This window comes from Asaia platycodi JCM 25414 (genome assembly GCF_000614545.1).
GTDB classification, from domain to species: domain Bacteria; phylum Pseudomonadota; class Alphaproteobacteria; order Acetobacterales; family Acetobacteraceae; genus Asaia; species Asaia platycodi.
The window spans coordinates 143,926-164,335 of sequence record NZ_BAKW01000001.1; the positions used below are offsets into that span (position 1 = coordinate 143,926).

Annotated in this window: 18 protein-coding genes and 3 pseudogenes; 9 read left to right on the plus strand and 12 right to left on the minus strand. The window is 58.4% G+C overall.

Going from position 1 to position 20,410, the window contains the following annotated elements:
• Nucleotides 1–259: 259 nt before the first annotated feature.
• The 10 genes and pseudogenes from JCM25414_RS22720 to JCM25414_RS23520 form a co-directional block, all read right to left on the minus strand.
• Complete coding sequence (locus JCM25414_RS22720; RefSeq protein ID WP_148300869.1) at nt 260–466, minus strand: hypothetical protein; 207 nt, start codon at nt 464–466, stop codon at nt 260–262.
• Nucleotides 457–717 carry a hypothetical protein gene (locus JCM25414_RS22725; RefSeq protein WP_148300870.1) on the minus strand — a complete coding sequence of 87 codons (261 nt, stop codon included), beginning with the start codon at nt 715–717 and terminating at the stop codon, nt 457–459. Before JCM25414_RS22725 ends, JCM25414_RS22720 begins: the two co-directional genes overlap by 10 nt.
• Nucleotides 695–1,159 (minus strand): c-type cytochrome, encoded by a 465-nt coding sequence (locus JCM25414_RS00675; RefSeq protein ID WP_025840399.1) that lies wholly within the window; start codon nt 1,157–1,159, stop codon nt 695–697. Before JCM25414_RS00675 ends, JCM25414_RS22725 begins: the two co-directional genes overlap by 23 nt.
• Nucleotides 1,156–1,761: a methylamine dehydrogenase (amicyanin) small subunit gene (gene mauA / locus JCM25414_RS00680; protein WP_025840400.1), complete on the minus strand. Its 606-nt coding sequence runs from the start codon at nt 1,759–1,761 to the stop codon at nt 1,156–1,158. Before mauA ends, JCM25414_RS00675 begins: the two co-directional genes overlap by 4 nt.
• Nucleotides 1,748–2,347 (minus strand): thioredoxin domain-containing protein, encoded by a 600-nt coding sequence (locus tag JCM25414_RS00685; protein WP_025840401.1) that lies wholly within the window; start codon nt 2,345–2,347, stop codon nt 1,748–1,750. Before JCM25414_RS00685 ends, mauA begins: the two co-directional genes overlap by 14 nt.
• A 67-nt stretch (nt 2,348–2,414) precedes the next feature.
• Complete coding sequence (locus tag JCM25414_RS15520; RefSeq protein ID WP_051535583.1) at nt 2,415–2,864, minus strand: MauE/DoxX family redox-associated membrane protein; 450 nt, start codon at nt 2,862–2,864, stop codon at nt 2,415–2,417.
• Nucleotides 2,861–4,024: pseudogene (locus tag JCM25414_RS26260) on the minus strand (amine dehydrogenase large subunit). The gene JCM25414_RS15520 and the pseudogene JCM25414_RS26260 overlap by 4 nt, the downstream one beginning before the upstream one ends.
• Nucleotides 4,025–4,177: 153 nt before the next feature.
• A complete protein-coding gene (locus tag JCM25414_RS00700; protein WP_025840402.1) occupies nt 4,178–6,607 on the minus strand; it encodes a TonB-dependent receptor in 2,430 nt (809 codons plus the stop codon).
• A gap of 234 nt (nt 6,608–6,841) precedes the next feature.
• Nucleotides 6,842–7,993 carry an aminotransferase-like domain-containing protein gene (locus JCM25414_RS15530; RefSeq protein WP_199897555.1) on the minus strand — a complete coding sequence of 384 codons (1,152 nt, stop codon included), beginning with the start codon at nt 7,991–7,993 and terminating at the stop codon, nt 6,842–6,844.
• Complete coding sequence (locus JCM25414_RS23520) at nt 7,951–8,283, minus strand: GntR family transcriptional regulator (RefSeq protein WP_199897556.1); 333 nt, start codon at nt 8,281–8,283, stop codon at nt 7,951–7,953. The genes JCM25414_RS15530 and JCM25414_RS23520 overlap by 43 nt, the downstream gene beginning before the upstream one ends.
• Nucleotides 8,284–8,515: 232 nt before the next feature.
• Between JCM25414_RS23520 and JCM25414_RS00710 the strand changes: the two genes are divergently transcribed.
• The 6 genes and pseudogenes from JCM25414_RS00710 to JCM25414_RS15545 all read left to right on the plus strand — a co-directional run bounded on the left by JCM25414_RS00710 (nt 8,516) and on the right by JCM25414_RS15545 (nt 14,449).
• Complete coding sequence (locus tag JCM25414_RS00710; protein WP_025840404.1) at nt 8,516–9,868, plus strand: aspartate aminotransferase family protein; 1,353 nt, start codon at nt 8,516–8,518, stop codon at nt 9,866–9,868.
• A gap of 30 nt (nt 9,869–9,898) precedes the next feature.
• Nucleotides 9,899–10,306 (plus strand): tautomerase family protein, encoded by a 408-nt coding sequence (locus JCM25414_RS00715; protein ID WP_025840405.1) that lies wholly within the window; start codon nt 9,899–9,901, stop codon nt 10,304–10,306.
• 59 nt (nt 10,307–10,365) lie between these two features.
• Complete coding sequence (locus JCM25414_RS23960; protein WP_242403198.1) at nt 10,366–10,524, plus strand: hypothetical protein; 159 nt, start codon at nt 10,366–10,368, stop codon at nt 10,522–10,524.
• Entirely contained in the window at nt 10,521–11,690 is a 1,170-nt protein-coding gene (locus JCM25414_RS15535; RefSeq protein WP_051535584.1) for an amino acid permease, read from the plus strand. The genes JCM25414_RS23960 and JCM25414_RS15535 overlap by 4 nt, the downstream gene beginning before the upstream one ends.
• Nucleotides 11,691–11,741: 51 nt before the next feature.
• Nucleotides 11,742–13,168, plus strand: a pseudogene (locus JCM25414_RS15540) (aldehyde dehydrogenase family protein).
• A gap of 147 nt (nt 13,169–13,315) precedes the next feature.
• Nucleotides 13,316–14,449, plus strand: a complete 1,134-nt coding sequence (locus JCM25414_RS15545) for an NAD(P)/FAD-dependent oxidoreductase (RefSeq protein WP_242403199.1) — start codon at nt 13,316–13,318, stop codon at nt 14,447–14,449.
• A 162-nt stretch (nt 14,450–14,611) separates the two neighbouring features.
• Here the strand turns inward: JCM25414_RS15545 and JCM25414_RS15550 are convergent, their stop codons facing one another.
• The gene (locus tag JCM25414_RS15550) at nt 14,612–14,977 is read right to left on the minus strand and encodes a winged helix-turn-helix transcriptional regulator (protein WP_025840407.1); all 366 of its coding nucleotides are present in this window, start codon (nt 14,975–14,977) and stop codon (nt 14,612–14,614) included.
• 100 nt (nt 14,978–15,077) lie between these two features.
• Between JCM25414_RS15550 and JCM25414_RS15555 the strand changes: the two are divergent.
• The 3 genes and pseudogenes from JCM25414_RS15555 (at nt 15,078) to JCM25414_RS23965 (ending at nt 17,456) form a co-directional block, all read left to right on the plus strand.
• Nucleotides 15,078–16,110: pseudogene (locus JCM25414_RS15555) on the plus strand (zinc-binding alcohol dehydrogenase family protein).
• Between the two features lie 213 nt (nt 16,111–16,323).
• Nucleotides 16,324–17,169, plus strand: coding sequence for a major royal jelly family protein (locus JCM25414_RS15560; protein ID WP_242403200.1), 846 nt, complete (start codon nt 16,324–16,326; stop codon nt 17,167–17,169).
• Nucleotides 17,166–17,456, plus strand: coding sequence for an SMP-30/gluconolactonase/LRE family protein (locus tag JCM25414_RS23965; RefSeq protein ID WP_242403201.1), 291 nt, complete (start codon nt 17,166–17,168; stop codon nt 17,454–17,456). The genes JCM25414_RS15560 and JCM25414_RS23965 overlap by 4 nt, the downstream gene beginning before the upstream one ends.
• Nucleotides 17,457–18,136: 680 nt before the next feature.
• Here JCM25414_RS23965 and JCM25414_RS15565 read toward each other — a convergent pair.
• Nucleotides 18,137–19,987 (minus strand): Hint domain-containing protein, encoded by a 1,851-nt coding sequence (locus JCM25414_RS15565; protein ID WP_081775727.1) that lies wholly within the window; start codon nt 19,985–19,987, stop codon nt 18,137–18,139.
• Nucleotides 19,988–20,410: the final 423 nt, after the last annotated feature.

Here is a 20,410-nt window from a genome sequence, read left to right on the forward strand (position 1 = left end):
AAGGTCTTTTTTAGGCGCCCCATTTGTCTCGGGCCTTGCCGAGACACTCTGACATAGCGGCGTCCCCGCGCTCTTTTGGTCAGTGAAGCGTTGATTTCATCGGGACACGAGGGCAAGCCGTCATGGCCCCGGTCTGTCCCGTTTTGATCTCACGGCGCTGTCGATCTCTATCGAGCCTACGCTTTAGTCTCGACCGTCGCACGACTCAGCTTCCGGGCATGACCCAGAGTGCTGAAGCGCTCTTCGATAAAGAGCGATGCTAATGCGGGCAGGCGGCGCGTGCCCGGCTAAGTACTTCCGCACGCAGGGCCATGAGGTCGTCTGTCTGCAAGGGTTGAGCGCGCAGCTTGTGCACTTCCGCGGCGGTAAACGGCCGGGTGCCTGTCGGGGTGCTGGCGCCGCCAAGACGGAAGAGCACGAAGTTGAGCACATCGGCCAGCTCCCCGTCGTCGCGTATCAGCGACATCGAGATTCCCGGAACGCGCACCAGGTAATCCCGACCTTCTGGCGAGCAGGCAAACCATCCGACCTGATCGCGCAGGTGGGTACGAAGGTCTTGCCTGAAATGCCCTCGATGCCGTGGCATCCGCCGCAATGGGTCAGATAATTCGTCACCGTATGGGTCTGGATCGCGGCCCTCGCCCCGCTCGTGCCTGCGAGGCCGAGCAGGACGATGCTGCAAACAATCAGAAAATCAGGGAAGCGGATGCGCGTCATTCAGAGCCTTTCTTTCGGCGAGAATTTCCTTGGCCTTTTTGGGTGCGGCGCGCAGGGCTTTGACCTCGTCGGCGGTGAAAATTGGGGCGCCTGGTGTGTCGAGAGAGCTGATATAGGTCAGCACTACAGCAAGCTGGTCGTCGGTCAGGGCCTTGAAAGAGGGCATGAAGCCCATATAGCTGGCTCCGCCTGCCTCGATCGTGCCGTGAACACCGTTGAGCAGAACGTCAGCAATATAGGCCTTGCCTCCGGCGGTTGCGGCGATCTTGCCGATACGTCCGGCCAGAGGGGGAAACTGACCCGGCGACCCCGCCCCTCCTGCCTGATGGCAGACGCTGCAATTGGCGTTGTAGACGGCCAGGCCGTCTTCGGCATGGGCGATGCCCCCCGTGAAAAGCGGCAGGGCAAGCAGGCTTGCGAGAGGAAGGAGACGTCTGGTCATGAAGCGTTTCCGACGATGACGGATGTTGAGCAGTTATAGACAAGCGCACCGGTGCCAAAGCACCAGATGATGTCGTTATTGGCCTGGGGGCGATAGCTGGGCTGATCGCCATCCGTACCGAGGCAGGGCGGCTGGCTGCACGCATCCTGTCCGCAGCAATCGCGATAAGCCACGAGATAGGACTGGCCGTCGCGCGGATTGAAGCAGGTGCCGATCCATGAGGTGGGCGAGGGGCGTGTGCCGGGCGGGCAGCTATGTACGCCGCCGCCGCAGGAGGCGCAGAGAAACCCGTCAATCGCGCAATAGCGCCAGTAATCGCAGGCCGTCGGATCGGTGGTCTGCGCCTTGGCGGCAAATGGAGAGGGCGCTTTTGCGACCGCCTTCTCGTCTTTTTTTGCCGGGGTGGCAGCAGAAGCGCGTTCAACCGGCAGAAGCGGTACGATGGCGCCGAATGTGGCCCAGGCGCCGAGGCGACCGAGCACGCTGCGTCGCGAGCTATGGCCGGCAACGCGCCGGATCAGGCGTTCCGTTATCCGGTCGAGCGGGCTGGACGAGGTACCGTCCTGGATCGCGCGGCCCGAAATCAGTTCAGACTGCGTCATGGAGGAACTCCTTGGTCTCAAGCGAGGGGGAAGAGGAAGCAGGCAGGGTCGCGATCAGCGCCTCAACCTGTTGTCTGGTATTGGCGACGTCACGCGCTGTGATCACGCCGCGTGGGTCGAGGGTCACGAGCGTGGGCAGTCTGCCGATCTGGAGCAGAAGCAGCAGTTCCTGGCTGGTCACGAAGGGCGTCGCACCAAGCCTGATGCCGGAAGCCATGGCGCGCAGTGCCACGACATCGCCCTCGCCTGCGAGGACGAGATCGAGATCATGGATGCTGGCCTGTGCCTGCACGATCGGCAGAACGCGTTTGCAGACCGGGCAATCGGGCGAGACGAACAGGATCAGGCTCGAACGCCCGGTCTCATGCTGACCGCCCATGATGAAGAGTGAGTCATCAAGCCGCTTTGCCGTAAGGCGTGGCAGGGCCTGACCGGCCTGAAGCCCCGACAGGACTGGTTGCTGGCCAATAGGGGCAATGCGCTCATGCAGCACGCCGATCTGTCGGGCCAGAACCAGCACAGCGAGGGTGAGGAAGCAGCACAGAGCTGCCAGAAGCAGGGTGGAGGCGAGCAGAAAAACAATCATGCCGCGTCTCCTGCGGTGCTGAGCTGAAGGGAGGCCAGTGCCAGCAACATAAGCGACACCCCGCCCATCAGGCGACCGTGCCGAGCACCGCACCAGGAGGGCGTCCGATTATGGCAGCGCCAAGCATGAGCAGGGCGAGCAGCAGCGTGCGCAGGACCGATCGACCCGAGAGCACCGTGTCATGACCGGGCAGACACCCGCAGGAGAGTCCTGTGCGGCCACGAGCGACATTGAGCCCCATAGCGAATGCGAAGAGGGCGAGCAGCAACATGGCGGCAAAGCATGCCGCACCCGGGAGGAACCCCGAGCAGAGCCAGCAGCCGATCGCGATCTGGGCACCTGTCAGAAACCGTGCTGCGGGAAAAGCCGCATCGAGAGGCAGGAGACGATAGGACGCGATGACCGAGGCAAAGCCGGGCTGATCGAGCATTTTCGTTATGCCTGTACCGAGAAACAGCGCCCCGATTGCATCGGCACTGATCGCACTGGCCAGTTGCAGAGCGAGCGCGCCCATCATTCCCCCAGAGCGACCGTGAAATAGAGATCATCGCCGAGATGCTTCATCGTATGCACGATCTTGCCCGATTTCAGATCCCAGATGAAGAAATCCCCGGCCTCGTCATCGGTGAAAAGCAGCGGTTGGCATCCTGCGTCACGCCGACCATCGAGCTTGGCTTGGGCAGTTTGATGCGGCGTAGCAGCTTGTGCGTGGCTGTATCGAGTTCCCAGATTTCCGTGCCCGCCACCTTATGCGTCCAGAACGTGCCCTGGTGCATCGCCACATAAAGATGGCCGGTCGCATAATGCAGGGCCGCGAGTTGCCAGCCTCCGGGGCGCCAGGTGACCGTGAAGGGGCTGTCGGCATTGGTCGCGGCCTTCATGCCAGCCGCTTCCTGAATCGACCAGGGCCTGTCGATGGTCGTCTTTGCCGAGAGGGTCGCAGGATAGACGAGACCGCTATAGGAAATGAAGAACGTCTTGCCATCGGCGCTATGCGACGGGCTGTGCTCGAAGACAGCGTCTTTTTTCCGGGTCGAAAAACGGCTTGGTATGGGTGATCTCGGCTTTCTCGGCGCCGATGCTCACATTGGCCAGGCTGCCATCGGCGCAGATCGAGGTGAAACCCGCATTGCCCCAAGGATAGGTCAGGGCACAGCCGGGAAGTCCAACATTCATGGCGATCTTGTGAGTGGCCGTATCGACCACATGCACGGCGTTTGTCGGCACCATGTCGTAAACATAGACGCGGCTGCCATCATGGCTGATGGTCAGGTCGTTCTTCTTGGGCGTGACCAGCGCACGGCCTGGCAGAACCTCATCATTCGTTATTTCAAGCGTTTGCGGGTCGTAGGTGGCAAGCAGATCGGCGCGGTCGCCACGATTGCCGCGTGACCAGACAGTCTCGCCTACATAAAAGGCGCCTCCCCTGGGGTCTTGTACGACATTGCCGTTATAGGCTGCCTGCACCATGCCGAGCAGCTTGCCCTGATCGGCGTCGACCACATAGACGCGCCCGTCCTTGGCGTGATGCCCTACGGGGTCCTGAACGAGAATGCGATGCGGTGTGACAGGCGAGAGCTTGATGATATCGCTCTCTTCAGTCTGCAGAACGGGTTCATCCGCAAGAGCCATGCCGCAGGGTGTCAGGGCCGCACCAGCGAGCAGAAGCGCTGTCATGCCAGCCAGTTTTCGGGGGAGGAAACGCATTGGGGTCAGGTCCTTGCGGAGGGAGCGGTGAGGAGTTGCGGTGATCTTGTGACAAGAACGGAAAGAGCGGCGGTGCAGGAAGGCGACGTGAAACGGGTGAAGCCTTGATAGCGGATTTTCAGGTCAGAATTCGGTGCTGACCGTGCCGAAAAACTGTCGGGGAGAACCACGTTCGAGGGATTGGTAGTCGCCCGACATGGGGTTGCCGTTCTCGCCCATCATCGAGATATATTTCGAATTGAGCAGATTATAGACGTTGAAGTCGATGGTAATGTTCTTGGCGAATCCGTAATTGCCGACGTTGTATCGTGCACCTGCGCTCGTCAGCCAGTAACCCGGAACGGAAGTGTCGTTGGTATAGCTGAAAAAGCGTTTCGAATAGTAATGGACGTCGAAATGCGTTTCGAGTCCCTTCCATCGATAAGAGAGATTGGCCTTGTACATGAACTGAGGGTAGTTCACGACTTTCTTTCCCTTGGTGTAGTACACGCCGTCAGCCGTCGTGATATTACCACCATAGGTCGAGTGATTATAGCTTACACTGTTATACAGTGAGAGACCCTTGATCGGTGTCAGGGTGAGGGCAGCATCGACGCCATTGGTGTGAACACTGGTCTGCGTCACGCTCGAAACGGGGTTGGTAATGGTGCCTTCTGTTGCAGCCTGTAACCTGTGATTGGCGTCAGCATGATAGCCAGCGAGGCTCGCCTGCAGATATTTGTCTGTATAGCGATAACCGACCGCATAAACCCAGTCGCGCTCAGGTTTGACCGTCTGGCGCAGCTGGTTGAACGTCGCCTGATCCTGCACCGACCAGAGCGCATTGCCTACGCCATTGGGCAGCACCTGATAGCTGCGCATGTTTTCGGCCAGATCGAAATAGACTTCATGATGCGGCAGAAAATGCCAGCTTCCGCCGACATGAGGCAGAAAGGCCGATGAGGCGGTCATGCTGCCATTGGGCAGGGCGTCGGCGCCGGTGTAATCGGGATTGTTGTAATTGGCGCCGCCCGCTGTTGTGGAGAGCATGGATTTGAATCCTGCCGTCAGGCGGAGATTATCCAGCGGGCGCCAGTTATCCTCAAGATGATAGGTGAAGGTATTGGTGTGCCAGACAAAACCGTAGCCCTGCAGGAACGCGGGGCCGTAGGTGTCATAGGGTCCGACGGTCTTGAGTGGGGCGCCGGTGCCAAGAAGCGGCTCATTATACCAGAACAGATCGGCCTGTTGATTGTTGTTTTCAAACCAGACACCCGTATCGATAGTGTGATGCGCGATATGGTAATTCAGCGCCGAGGTGAAGCCGTAACGTTCCTGCCGCGTCTGCCAGACCTCTTCGGAGAAAGGTGCTCCGGTACCGGCTGAAGGCGTGCCGTAGTCGGTATAGGTATAATAGCCAGTCTGGCTGGTGCCGTAGAGAGTGGACTTCCAGCGCAGACGATCCGTCAGCGCCAGATCCATGTTCAGGCCACCGGTATAATCCACTTCCGCCTGACCGCCATCGTAGAGGTAGGGCTCATCGCCATTGGCCTGGATGGCCGCCGATGTCGGCAGGGATACGGCACCCGAGGCATAGGCCGTGGCGAGAGCATAATTGGGGTAGAGATGCGGCACGCGCCAGCCAAGGGCATCGATCATGGCCAGAGACGTGTCCTGATAGCCCCATTCCTGAAGATCGCTCCAGTTGAAGAAGGCCTTGATCACACTGTCATGGCCGACGGGCTGCACGATTTTCGCATCGACCTGCTGCTGGAACTGCTTGCCAGCTCCCATCCACATCCCTTCCTCGCTGCGCGAATAGGCGACGAAGGCCTTGGTACCGCTCGGGTTCAGAATACCTGAATCACCGCGCAGATAGGTGCGGTATGAGCTGTATGTGCCAAAACCCTGAGAGATCTTGCCTCCCGTCTTGTCCTTCGGGTCGCTGGTTTCGAATTCCAGCGTGCCCCCGAGGGTGGAGGTCGAAGGCACACCCACACCGCCTGGGCCTTCGGAAAGCACCGAGCGCTCGATATCGTCTGAAATCGAGGCCTGAATGACGTTGAGGCCGTTATTGCTTTCATAGGTCTGGTCGTTCAGCGGAATACCATCGAGTGTAACGCCGAGCTGATCCATGAAAAAGCCGCGCACATAGATGCTCGACCCCCAGGTATCGATGCCGAGCGGGTCGGTGGAGCTGAAGCTTACACCCGGCAGGCGATCGACGGCTTTCAGCACGCTTGTGCCGGGCGTAAACTGCGCCATGACGGCTTTGGAGACGACGTTATCGGCGCCGCGCGATGCGACGCGACTGGCACTGATCGTCATCGTCTCGTTGCCACCCGTACGGGCAACATGTGCCGTGGAGCGTTTTTTCTGAGGGGCGTGTGCCGCTGCGGTCGCCATGCGGGAAGACGGGGCGCCCGATTTGCGATAGTTTTCGGCTTTGGGGGCAGCCTGACCGGGGTGAGGAAGAACGATGAAAAGTGCCGAAGCGCAGAGCAGGGCGCGAAAAGAGAGGGGCTGGACGCGACATCGTGGGTCAAACCGGGTGGGGCGGGTGAATTTGATCATATCCGTTCCATCTCGTTTGGCGTTCGTAACAATTTGAGCGAAGCCGCTCGTCTCAGTCCCCGAACGGGTAAGTCGGAGGGCTGTGCACTGTCAGAGCACGATTTTCTTGAAGATGCGTGCACCCCCTGATTCCATGCCGGATGCATGGGTCGGGCCGTGCCGTCATCCTTTGTCAAACTCTATGTGCATAAAATCGAACGCGCAACGTTTTTGTGGAAATAATAGCGGGCTGTTTCAACAGGGCGTGGAGCGACCCGTTTCAATGCGATGCGCGTCCCGGTTTGCGGCCCTCCATTGGCTGAGAAAGGAGAAAATCTCCGGTCTGTCGCATTGGGTGATATTGAAGCGCAGCCAGGGCGACACTGCGCCATCGGGTGAGAAATAGCCGCCCGGTGCCAGCAGAAAATTGGCCCGGGCGGCGTCGTGAGTGAGTTGCAGCACATCAAGCTCCTGCGCGAATCGCATCCAGAGAAACATGCCGCCCTCAGGTTTGCAGAAAGGGACGAGCCCGGTTTTGGCAAAGCGTCTGAGCGCTTTTTCCTGAAGATGGACCAGTTTTTCGCGCAATCTAGCCAGATGAAGGCGATAGCGCCCATCGGCGAGGCAGTGATACACGATGGCTTCCGAAATCGAGGTGCTGGTCAGGCTGCTTGCCATTTTCAGCTTGAGAATTGCCCGTGCCAGGGTCGTGTTGGAGGCAACATACCCCACGCGCAATCCCGGCGAGATGGTTTTGGAAAAGCTGCTGATGCGGATCACCTGATCCAGCTGACCCAGATAGGCCAGAGTTGGGCTCGCTTCAGGGGCGAGATCGCCGAAAATATCATCTTCGATCAGCATGATGTCATGCGCTTCGGCAATGCGCAGCAGCTTGTGCAGAACGGGCGCAGAGCAGGAGGTGCCGGTAGGGTTGTGCAGGCGTGTATTGACGATGAAGGCCTTGGGGCGCTTCTCGCGCGCCAGTTTTGCGAAAATCTCGGGGCAGGGCCCCTCCTTGAGCCGGGGCACGCCGCACAGGCTGAGCCCGAGTGCATGCAGCGCGGGGAAAAGATTGCAGTAGCCTGGGTCTTCCACCAGAATCGTGTCACCCGGTCGCGTGAGGCAGCGTATGGATAATTCCAGAGCCTGACTGGCGCCATGAGTAAGAATGATCCCGCTGCGCTGACAGGCAATGCCCTGACGCGCCAGACTGAGTGCGATCTGCTCGCGCAGGCCGTCATGCCCGTAAGGGTTGCCATAGCCGAGACCCTGCATGTCAGGCCGACGCCCGAGGCTGTTGAGCGCCTGGCGGATTCCGCTGCCATAGAGGCAGTTTTCGGGAAGCCAGCCGCACCCGGCCTGAATCAGCCGGGAATCGCCTTCATAGGCGCGTTGCAGCAGCCACAAAGAGTCGACCGAGGCTGGAGACCGACCGTCTCGATCTGTCCGGAAACAGGTTTTGACTCATGGGTGACGAAATAGCCGCTCGCTCGTCTGGCCTGAAGAAAGCCTTCTGCCACCAGCCGATTATAGGCATTCGAAACCGTAAGGGGGCTGACGCCGCATTCTTCGGCGAGTTTCCTGATGGAGGCAAGCTTCATGCCATCCAGCCAGGTGCCCGAGACGATGCGCGTGCGTATGGCGTCGACGATCTGCGCAACCAGAGGGGTAGAGGCGCCATGGTTGAGTTTGATCATGATCGAGGGCGCTCCAATAAAAAACAGGAAAGTCTGACGACGAAAAAGCCTCTACCCGCATAGCGGTATGCGGCTGTACCGCTATACAGACCGACACAGATACAGGGCGAGGCAGTCTGACTGTATATAGACAGGGTCATTTCGAAATTGGAATAGTGACGCCGTTGCGAGCGTCGTCCGTGAGAGGCGGGCTTCAGCTATGCCTCGACCGAGAAACAAGAGAGCCGCCCCGATGGCATCGTCGCCTTCCGATTTCGATCCTGTTCGCAGCCTCGCCGCAGGCACATACTGGATGCCGTTCACGGCCAACAGGCGTGTCAGGCAGGACCCGGCTTCGCGTCTGATCGCCTCGGCTAAGGGATGCTATTATCGAACGCCGGGTGGGGCCGCGCTGTTCGACACGCTGTCGGGCCTGTGGTGCACGCCGCTCGGTCATGGCCACCCGCGCATCGTCGAAGCGCTCAAGACCCAGGCCGAAACGCTCGATTACTGCACGGGCTTCCAGTTGACGAACCCCGCTACAATCCGGCTCGCCGATCGGATTGTCGGCATGGCGCCTGACGGGATCGAGCATGTGTTCTTTACCAATTCGGGCTCGGAGGCGGCCGATACGGCGCTGAAGATGGCGCTCGGTTATCATGGACTGCGTGGCGAAGGCGGCCGGTTCCGCATGATAGGACGCGAGCGCGGCTATCATGGTGTCGGCTTTGGCGGTCTCTCGGTGGGGGGTATTGTACCCAACCGCAAGATGTTTGCTGCGGGCATGCTCAACGGTGTTGATCATCTGCGTCACACCCATGAGCCGGCAAAGACGGCATTCTCGCATGGTCAGCCCGCAGTCGGCGCTGAACTGGCAGATGATCTGGAGCGGCTGGTCGACCTTCATGATGCTGGCACGATCGCGGCCGTGATCGTCGAGCCCGTTCAGGGCTCGACGGGGGTGATCGTGCCCCCGATCGGCTATCTGCGCCGTTTGCGCGACCTCTGCACGAAACATGGCATTTTGCTGATTTTCGATGAGGTCATCACCGGCTTCGGCCGTCTTGGTGTCCCTTTTGCCGCCCAGCGTTTCGATGTTGTTCCCGACATGATCACCTTTGCCAAGGCGGTCACGAATGGCGTGGTCCCGATGGGCGGTGTGCTCGTGCGTCGCGATATCTATGAGACGTTCATGACCGGCCCCGAGAACGCCATCGAATTCGCGCATGGCTATACCTATTCCGGCCATCCTCTGGCGGCAGCGGTGGGTAATGCCGTTCTGGATATCATGGAGGAGGAAGGCGTTTTCGAACGTGTTCGTGCTCTCGAACCCGTGCTGCAGGAAGCGGTTCACCATCTCGATCATGCGCCGGGCATACGCGACATCCGCAATATCGGTCTTGCGGCGGCAATCGATCTCGAACCCGATCCGGCAGCTCCCGGTGCGCGGGGGCTGGCGCTGTTCGAGCTTGGTCTCAAGCATGGGCTGTTGTTGCGCTGCACCGGCGATACGGTGTCGCTTGCCCCGCCTTTTGTCGCGACACCGCAGGAATTGCGCGACATGGCGGGCACGCTCGGGCGGCTTATCGAAACCGTCACACACTGATTTTCCTTTTTTTCTATCAGGATTTATTTCATGCCTTTACTGCATTTTCACATCCTTGAAGGTCGAACCCCCGAGCAGATCAGGGGCATTCTGGATTCGGCCCATGAGGCCATGCTCGAAGCCTTTCAGGTTCCGTGCAGAGATCGTTATCAAATTGTAACGGAGCATAAGCCCAGCCATATGATCATGGAGGATACCGGGCTCGATATTCCGCGCACGCAATCCATGGTGTTGCTGCAGATGTTCAGTCGTCCGCGCGGCGCTGATTCCGTTTCGGAGTTTTACCGATTGCTCACGAATTATCTTGAAAGGGATTGTGGCATTCTCCCTTCCGATGTCATGATTTCCGTCGTCGAGAATGGTGATGCCCATTGGTCGTTCGGTCATGGTCGTGCCCAGTTTCTGACCGGCGAGCTACCTTTGCCTGCGGAATCCTGATCGATTTCGGAACGTTCCAGTCACAAGGCCGCCTCAGAGGCCAGATCATAGGATCGTGCATGACAGAAAACGCGCTCGCCCGCAGTCTTCGCCCGCGCCATATCGCCATGATTTCAATCGGTGGCGTGGTCGGGGCGGGGTTCTTCATAGGAGCCTCCACGCCGATTTCCGTGGCGGGGCCGGGTGCGTTGCTCTCATATGCTTTGGCAGGCTCATGACCTTTCTGGTCAATCTGATGCTGCGCGATATTGCCTTGCGGGCGCCGGGTCACGGGTCTTTCGTCAATCAGATCCGTCACGCGCTCGGCGGTCATGCCGGGTTCATGACCGGCTGGACCTACTGGCTCGTCTGGGTCACGACGTTGGCCATCGAAATCATGGCCGCCGCAGCCCTGCTGGCGCCGCTTGCGCATCTGCCCTTCGGTCTGGTGGAGGTGCTTATTCTAGGCACCATGACGGCGGCCAATCTGTTGGCGGTGCAGGCTTACGGCGAGCTGGAATACTGGTTTGCCATGCTCAAGATCGCAGCGATCGCCGTGTTCATCCTGATCGGTCTGGGTGCCCTTCTGCATGGAAACGGGGTGTTGCATCAGGAGGCTCTGACCGGTGGTTTCGTGCCGCATGGCTGGATGGCGTTGCTGGCTGTCATTCCGGCCATCATCTTCTCGATGTCGGGCAGCGAGGTCGTGACAATTGCAGCGCTCGAATCCGACGCACCCGACCGGAACATCGCCAGGGCCACCCGCGCGGTTGCGCTGCGTGTGGTCGGTTTTTACCTCTGCTCGGTCGCGCTCATACTCTGTCTGGTGCCGTGGTCGCAGGTCGTGCCGGGTGAGTCGCCCTTTCTCATGGTGCTGAACCGGCTGCATGTGCCGTTTGCCAGTGCGGCGATGGAAGTCGTGATCGTTTTAGCCATGCTCTCGACGCTCAATTCGGGGCTCTACGCCACGTCACGCGTGCTGTTCGAACTGGCTGATGTCGATGACGCGCCGCGCCATTTTATGCGTCTCGACCCGCGTACACAGGCGCCGCGCATCGCCGTGCTGTTCAGCGCCGCCGCCGCTCTCGCCATCTCGGCCGTAGCGATCATTTCTCCCAATGCCGTCTTTGCGTTTCTGCTCAGTGCAACCGGCGCGCTGATCATTTTCCACAATGCGCTGATCGTGCTGACGCGCATCCGTCTTTGCGGCATGGGTTTTACCCCCGTTCTCACACTTATTCTGCTGATGGGGGCGCTGGTGGCGATGGCGCTCGTCGCCCATACGCGCCACGAGCTCGCCCTCAGCACGGTTACGATGATGCTGATGGGAGGCGTGGCATTGCTGCGCCAGCTCATCGGCAAGGCGCCAAGACGCGTCTGTTCGCTGCCCCGACCGGGGCAGTAATCTCTCCTTTTCGATCTCAGGCTTTTCCCGCTCTCAGGATCTCTCCTTCTCATGTCCCATGCTCTCGAATTCTATATCAACGGTCAGTGGGTCAAGCCGCATGGCGCGACGCAGATCGACGTGATCAACCCGGCAACCGAGCAGCCCTGCGCGCAGATCGCCCTTGGTGACGCGGTCGATGTCGAGCGCGCCGTCGCCGCCGCGAAAGCTGCTTTTCCCGCCTGGTCCGTTTCGACGCGTGAAGAGCGTCTTGCCGTGCTGGAGCGTATGCTCGCCGTCTACAAACGTCGCAGCGAGGATATGGCGCAGGCTATCTCGCTCGAAATGGGTTCTCCCATAGCCCGCGCGCGCGACAGTCAGAGCTGGGCAGGTCTCGCGCATCTGGAAGAGATGATCGCGGTTCTGCGCGGTTTTTCTTTCGAGGGGCCTGAGGGCGATGTCTACATCACCCGCGAGGCTGTCGGCGTCTGTGGCTGATTACGCCGTGGAACTGGCCGATGAACCAGATCATGTGCAAGATCGCCCCGGCTCTGGCGGCAGGCTGCACCATGGTTCTCAAGCCGAGTGAGGTGGCCCCCCTCAGTGCGCTGGTTTTTGCCGAGATCCTGCATGAGGCAGGCGTACCGGCTGGCGTGTTCAATCTGGTCAATGGCGACGGATTTGGCGTGGGTGCCACTTTGGCGTCACACCCCGATATCGCGATGATTTCCATTACCGGATCGACCAGAGCCGGTGCGGCCGTTGCGAAGCTTGCTGCCGATACGGTCAAGCGTGTGCATCAGGAGCTGGGTGGAAAATCGGCCAATATCATCCTGCCCGATGCTGATTTTGCCGAGGCCGTGCAACGTGGCGTGCGGGGCTGCCTGAGCAATTCCGGGCAGTCCTGTGACGCACCGACCCGCATGCTCGTGCCGCGCGCGCGCATGGAAGAGGCCATGGCACTCGCGGGCCAGACCGTCGCCACCTTGCGCCTAGGCAACCCCGCAGATGAGGAAACCCAGCTCGGCCCGGTGGTGAGTGACGTACAATATGGCCGCATTCAGACGCTCATTCTCAAAGGGATCAAAGAGGGGGCAACGCTGGTCACGGGAGGAACTGGCAAGCCCAGGGGGCTGGAGACCGGCTATTACGTCCAGCCGACGATTTTCGGTCATGTCACCACCGACATGACCATTGCGCGCGAAGAGATCTTTGGCCCTGTGCTCTCGATCATCGCTTATGATGACGAAGAAGAGGCGATCCGTATCGCCAATGATACGCCTTATGGCCTTGCCGCCTATGTGCAGTCGGGCGATCTGGTTCATGCGCGTGCGGTGGCACGGCGTCTGCGAGCGGGCAATGTGAATATCAACGGGGCAGACTGGACCGTGGCCGCGCCCTTTGGCGGGTTCGGCCAGTCAGGCAATGGCCGTGAATGCTCCAAATGGGGTTTGCATGATTTTCTCGAAATACGCGCCCTGATCGGTTACGGCGGCTGAGGCGTTTCGCGCAGGGGAGGGCTGCATGAATCCCAGTCTTTACGCACGTAGAAAGGCGTCTCTCGGGCTCACTTCCCTGTCCGGGGAAGCACGGGCCCAGATTGTCGTTATCGGCGCGGTCTGACCGGACTTTCTGCTGCGCTCCATTTGTCGGAGGCCGGGCATGACGTGGTCGTGCTTGACGCGCATGAGCCGGGCTGGGGAGCTTCTGGGCGTAATGGCGGGCAGATCAACCCTGGCCTCAAGACCACACCCGAGCAGGTCATGCAGGATTTCGGTCCCGAGCGTGGGGCGGTGTTGGCGCAGCGCGCCTGGGCAGCACCCGACCTCGTTTTCGATCTGGTTGCCCGTCACGCGATTGCCTGCGATGCGGTGCGCGGCGGAACGATCAGGGCGGCCACAGCATCGGGGCACATGGCGCCGCTCGAGGCGCTTGCGCGACAATGTGTGGCGCTCGGCAATCAGGCTGAATGCCTGACGAAAGAGGAGATCGCGCAACGCAGTGGCACAAGCCTCTATCATGGGGGCATGATCGATCGTCGTGGCGGCCAGCTCGATCCGCTGGCTTATACGCGTGGTCTGGCGCGAGCCGCCATGAGCGTCGGGGCGCGGCTGCATGATCGCTCGGTCGTGTCTTCTATCAGGCGGAGTGGTGAGGGGTGGCGTGTTCTCACGCCGGGCGGAACGGTGCGGGCGCAGCAGATCATTCTCGCGACCAACGCCTATTCCGGCCCGCTGCTTGATGAGCTCCGCCGGTCGATCGTGCCCGTCTATAGTGCCATCGTTGCCAGTGCGCCGCTGCCGCCGCATCTGCGCGCGAAAATTCTCCCACAGCGGGAGTCGCTCTACGAACTTGGTGAAATCACCACGTATTATCGCGTCGATGCCGAAGGGCGCCTGCTTATGGGAGGGCGCTCGGCATCGCGCGATCTGGAAGGGGCTGAGGCTTTTCCCTATCTGATCGCCCGCGCGCGCAGTCTTTGGCCCGAGCTTGAGACACTGGAATGGGAAGCCGGGTGGAATGGTCAGCTCGCTTTGACGCTCGATCATTATCCCCATCTGCACCGACCCGAACCGGGGTTGACGGCATGTCTGGGCTATAATGGACGCGGTGTCGCGATGGCGACTCTGATGGGGCAAAATTTTGCTGAAATGGCGCAGGGCGGCGCTGCTCTTTTTCCAGACACACCGATCAAGCCCATCCCGCTCCATTTCGCCTGGAAAGCAGGGGTCGTCGCCGGAATCATGAGAGGCCGGATCAAGGACCGTCTTGGGCTTTGACGGCAGTCCAGGCCCGGCAAGGCAGCCCTGAAGCCCGATCCGGCCGGGCTCGCTCCGGGTAGATGGAGGGAGCGGGACAGATGCTTGTCTTTTCAGGTCTTGCCTGATGGTGTTCTGAAACGTCCCTCCGATGGAGACATCTGAAAGACGTACCAGCTTGCGTCATCCCTGCTGATTACGCACTTTTTTTGCCCCGAATTTCGTATGCTCATCTCCCCAGCTTTTGAGCGCCATCACGACCGGCTCAAGGGTGCGGCCGAAATCGGTCAGGCTGTATTCCACCTTGGGAGGAATTTGCGGATACACTTCGCGATGAATGAAACCGTCTTCCTCCAGTTCACGAAGCTGCATTGTCAGCATACGCTGCGTCACGTTCGGCAGGATCTTGCGCAAGGCGTTGAAGCGCAACGTGCCGTGAAAAAGATGGAACAGGATGACGCCCTTCCATTTTCCATCGATCAGTTCAAGCGTGGCTTCCACTGCGCAGCCTGGGCTGCAATCGAGACTTTTGTGCCGGATACGAGGCATGACGGTATCATTTCCGATACTATGGACAGAATATGTGCGTTCTTGCGCAGAACGATCATAAGGTTCCATCTCTGCTTCATTCAACCATGGAGCAAACAACATGCGTGCCATCGGCTATAAAATTCCTCACGCGATCGACGACGTGAACGGACTGAGCGATCTGGAACTCCCAACTCCGGTTCCGACGGGACGTGACCTTCTCGTTGAAATACGTGCCGTGTCGGTTAATCCTGTAGATACGAAAATTCGTGCCAGCACGCCTCCCGAGCCGGGTCAGTGGCGTGTGCTCGGCTGGGATGCCGCCGGAACCGTCACGGCGGTCGGCCCGGATGTGCAGGATTTTGCCGTCGGTGACGCCGTTTTCTACGCCGGAGCATTGCAGCGCTCCGGCACCAACGCCGAATTTCATCTGGTGGATGAGCGGCTCGTCGGTCGCAAGCCCGAAACGCTCGACTGGGCGCAGGCGGCAGCTCTGCCGCTGACCGCCCTGACAGCGTGGGAGATGTTGTTCGATCGGCTCGATATCACGCGCGGTGCCGGGAACGCAAGGGACGCTGCTCATCATTGGCGGGGCAGGCGGTGTCGGGTCCATCGCCATCCAGCTTGCACGCGCGCTGACGGAGATGACCGTTATCGCAACCGCTTCGCGTCCTGAAACGCAGGAATGGGTGAAAGAACTTGGCGCGCATCACGTGATCGATCACCGTCAGAATCTGGCGCCGCAAGTGGCCGCGCTGCCGTCAGGTGCCCCGGGTTTCGTGTTCGCCACGACCCAGACAGCCGAGCATATGGCCGATATTGTAGCACTGCTCGCTCCACAGGGGCATTTCGGCCTGATCGACGACCCGGCGACGCTCGATGCCGCGCCGTTGAAGCGCAAGAGCCTCTCGCTGCATTGGGAGTCCATGTTTACCCGTTCGACATTTGCGACATCTGACATGGGCCGGCAGGGCCGTATTCTGAGCGAGGTAGCCGCTCTCATCGATAACGGGCGGTTGCGCACGACGCTGGGCGCGCATTTCGGGCCGATTACGGCCGCGAATCTTCATCGTGCCCACGCCTTGATCGAAAGCGGCAAGGCGCGTGGCAAGCTGGTTCTCGAAGGGTTCGCTCCTGCGCCAAAGTCTGAGTAAGGGCTGGAGCCAGATGACCTCTGCACATCTGGTGGAGATGCAGATGGTGCGGCGTTGCGTCATAGGCGTGATCGGGCTCGGCCAGGCGTGACAAATGCGCATTCATGTCGGATGCCGGTCAACCGGAGCGTCTGTCCGACCGTTAGGCGCCTGGTCTTGCTGTTGCCATGGTCCGGGTGGCTGAAATGTAATCCCGCAAAAGGATCTGATCGAATGAACGCAATCGAGCCTCTTTCCCTCCACTCGCGGGGCCGCCGCGTTCCTCTTGCGTCGCTCGTCTTTGGCATTCTGCTGAGCTTCGGCTCTTCAATCGGGTCTGCAGAGGGCGCAGAAGCGGCCCCGCTTCGCGTGGAAGCAACGAGCACGACACTCGACTGGAACGCGGTGGCTCAGGCAGCGGGACGGATCTTTGTGAGCGGGCCTCGCTGGACCGGATTTCCCGGTCCGTCGGTAGCTTTGCTGGAGCCGGGAAACAGACTTCGCGCTTTCCCCGATCGAGCGTGGAATGACTGGAGACCGGGTCTCGATGCACGACGGAAATTCGTCAACGTCAATGCCCTGCATGTCGATGGTGAAGGCAAATTATGGGTGGTAGATACAGGGACACCGCAATTCGGTGGCCCTCCCGTTAAGGGTGGCGCGAAGCTGATCCGTTTCGATGCGCGAACGGGAGCGTTACTTCGGGTCTATCCTTTAGGCTCCGGGCTGGCGCCTGCAGGGAGTTATATCGACGACATCCGCTTCAATGGCGCGCATGCCTATCTGACCGATGCCGGTACCGGTGCGTTACTGGTGCTCGATGTCGCGAGCGGAGACTGCGTCGTGTTCTGGTGGGCCACCCTGCGGTCATGGCGCGGGCAGACCGTCCTATCATCATGGACGGCAAAACTTTGCGTGATGACAGGGGCACGGCACTTCGGATCAATGTCGATCCGCTCGAAGTCAGCCCGGACGGGAAGACCCTGTATTTCGGTCCGCTGGAAGGGCCGTGGTCGCAGGTGCCGACAGAGGCACTCGATGATGCGTCGCTACCCTCAGAAGCATTGGCTGCACGAGTGACTCCCTGGGCCGATCTGCCACCGATCGGGGGCAGCACGATGGATCATGCAGGCAGGCTCTATTTTACCGCGCTGAAGGATAATACCGTTTATCGGCGCGAGCCGGATGGACGGATCGTGGCGCTTCTTTCCGATCCCCGTCTGCATTGGGCTGACGCGCCCACCCTTACAGCAGAAGGCAGGCTCTGGCTTCCGGTGGCCCAACTCGACCGCCTGGCCCAGTTCAACCATGGAAAATCGACCATACGGGCACCGTTCAGTCTCTTGTCGATGAAGGTAAGTCGATAATTCTGCAGCAAGCGTCGTCGTAATTTATCGACGGTATAGGGGGCTGCGCTGATGGTGGCGCGCAAGCACGGTATGGTGCCTGTGATCTGAAGCGTTCTGTTGCGCTGCTGTAGAAAAGAGACCTCTCCGGGGCAGTGCAGATCATAGGCTCGCGGGTGGGATCGTAGGAGACGTTGAGGAGGCGCTGAGACTCCGCCCTCGCTGACGGGGTGGGCGCCATGACGATACCGCCAGCAACGAGGACGGCTAACGCGGCTATCCACCCTTTCCTCTGTAGAAACAACGCGTAACGGGCAGTACCTTTGGACGATCGGCGGCTCATGGTGTTGTTCCGAATCAAGAATGAAGGTGAACCGTTTGTGATTTATCATAACCACGGACACCGTCAATTGTTTGTGGAAACAACCGCAGACAATAGTGCAATAGACTCAGGCGAGATTTCTCGATCCAGGCAGCACAACCGCATTGCTGAGGCGGACTCGAGGCATGAAGATATTCCGACCAAAAGAGGGCATGGACTTTGATACGTCCGAGCTGCACCTTCAGTCGAAATAACGATGGCGTGAAAAAAAACGATGATGACGAACCGCTTATTCAAAGGTGATTTACTATTTCGATACATTCCGACAACGCTCTTGGCTGTTGGGATACGCGTGGGAATAAAGTTGAACGCTGCAAGATTATTTTGGCGCGACCTGTGAGTAAGACACAACTTCTTCCGCCACTGGACCCGAGCAGTGTTCAAACTGTCGCGGCGTTTGAAACGTAGTCAAGACTTCCAGGGAAAGTATGGAAATGGAATTGTCGGTGCTTCGTTCACCGAGGGGGAGGTAGGCATTTCCGTTTGTCCAGCGAGATTGTTCGTTTTCGAGGCAGTGCCAGCCGCTCAAATACTTTGTGTGCGTGTGAATATCCAAATTTTTATGACCAAAACTGTCAAAAATATCTATTTTCCCTATCAGAACGCCCAATGCGCGGCGATCGTTGATAAAAGGGCCGACGCTATCACATGGGCGCGTAGTTGAAGAGATAATGGAAACGCCGCCTATGTTCCTGGGAAGCATGAAAACGTGCCTGTTTCCTGAAATCCGGATGGGATGGACGATCTTATCATCGGCATATAGATGAACTTCCGGTTTATGCGCGGCGAGACTGGGTATGGATTTTGGGGTAACGCCGCTTATTGTAGCGCGTCTCGAGATTCTGTAATGCAATGCTTCGGCAATGTCCGGATCGACGCCCAGAGGCGCGGCGAGATCGGCAGCGTCTTGAGAGCTTTCATTATCTGAATTACGAGAGAAATGATTCGTATCGGCAAGGCTTTCCGTCAACATGCCATTGGCATTGATGATCGAGTGGTTTTGCAGTTTTATATGATAGTATGAATAATGAAGATACGATTTATCGTAGTATATGCTCATTCCATTCACCAACATTCGGCACGGAATCAATACTCCGTCCATAAAAATGCAATGCTCTGGCGTTAGCCGTATATCTTCGTGAGGGACATTATCCCCGAGTGCATCTTTCATGATGACGACAGGAAAGCCGGAAAGGTCGTCCGGGAGCCACGAATTACAATGTGTTTCTCCTTTTCCGACCCATTCGGCTGACGAAAAGGCATTTTCTCCGTTCGTAAAGGTGGCGATCTTATCCCCAATTTTCAGATTTTCGATAAGGGTCCAGCCAGCGCTGGTGAGAATTTTAGTTCCCGCCAGAAAGCAGGGAGTGGGCCCTGCGTAGGACAAGACTTTCAGACCAGGAGATTTCGGATTTGGAACCAAAGCCAGAAGGCTCGGGTCATACCCCAGGCCGATATTGACGACTTTTCGGTAAGCGCCTGAGTTGAAAACGAGATCGCCCGTCCGCGCATCATAGGTAAAGGTTTCAACCCCTGACCCGAGCTGATAATCGATTGTATCTCCTGCGCCAAACCCTCTTATGTTGACGTTCGATAATGTATTCGTTGTCGTAAATGCGAAGAGGTTATTGCCACCAATCATATTGATGGTTACGTCGGACATCGATGTAGAAACGGATAGCACTGAATTTTCCATATTAACAGTCTGACCGCCGGTTATGTATGCGAAAGATGACTGACTTTTCACAGAGTTTACGGTCGTCGGGAGTTTAACGTTTTTGAGATTTAGTACCCCCGTCCCTGTTAATGTGCCGTTGTTCCTTCCCCATACAGTGCTGTTTGATATATTTATTGTGCCGTTATTCGTTGTGGTATTCGCAAAACCGACGTAATTCCGTTGGTCGTAAGTTCCATTCCCGTCTATCGTGAGTGATCCTTGTTTTGATATGGTTGTCGAAACATAAAGACCACCAACAATCAGTACCGTTCCCGGAACAGTTTTGTCGGCGATCAATGAGCCATCTATTTGAAGGTTCCCTCGCGGCGATGCGGGATAGTCGGTGTTTGAAAGATAGCCGGAGGTTCCGGTCGCAAGGACTCTGACCTCGTCTCCAACTGCAACGGCACAGTTCATCCATTGTATGGTTGAAGTGAGTGTGATTTTTTTCATTTATAATACTCTCGATATGATCTTTATATCGAAGATATAGTTGAGCGTATTATCGGTTATGTTTTCAAGTCCGAAACTTCTTCGTCATGATCCGGTTTTCAAGACATATTTTGGCTAGCGTCGGCTAATATAGACAAATGATTGCTCAATCATGCTGCCGCGGGTGATGGATTGACCGATAGCGAGGCCTTAAGTACGTACACCACATGTTACTTCGTGCGGCGATCAAGCTGTTTCCGATAAAGGTCTTGTCAGACAGGCGTTGAAATAAGGCATTTGTAGTCTTGTCGGCGAACCGCAAGGGGCTGCTGTCACGAACGCATGCTCGGTGTTGTCTTATTCGTATTTTTGCAAAATGCAGGTCACGGATCATCGACCCCATATTCTGATGGCGAGGTACGGGGAGCCACATCTGGTCGTCAT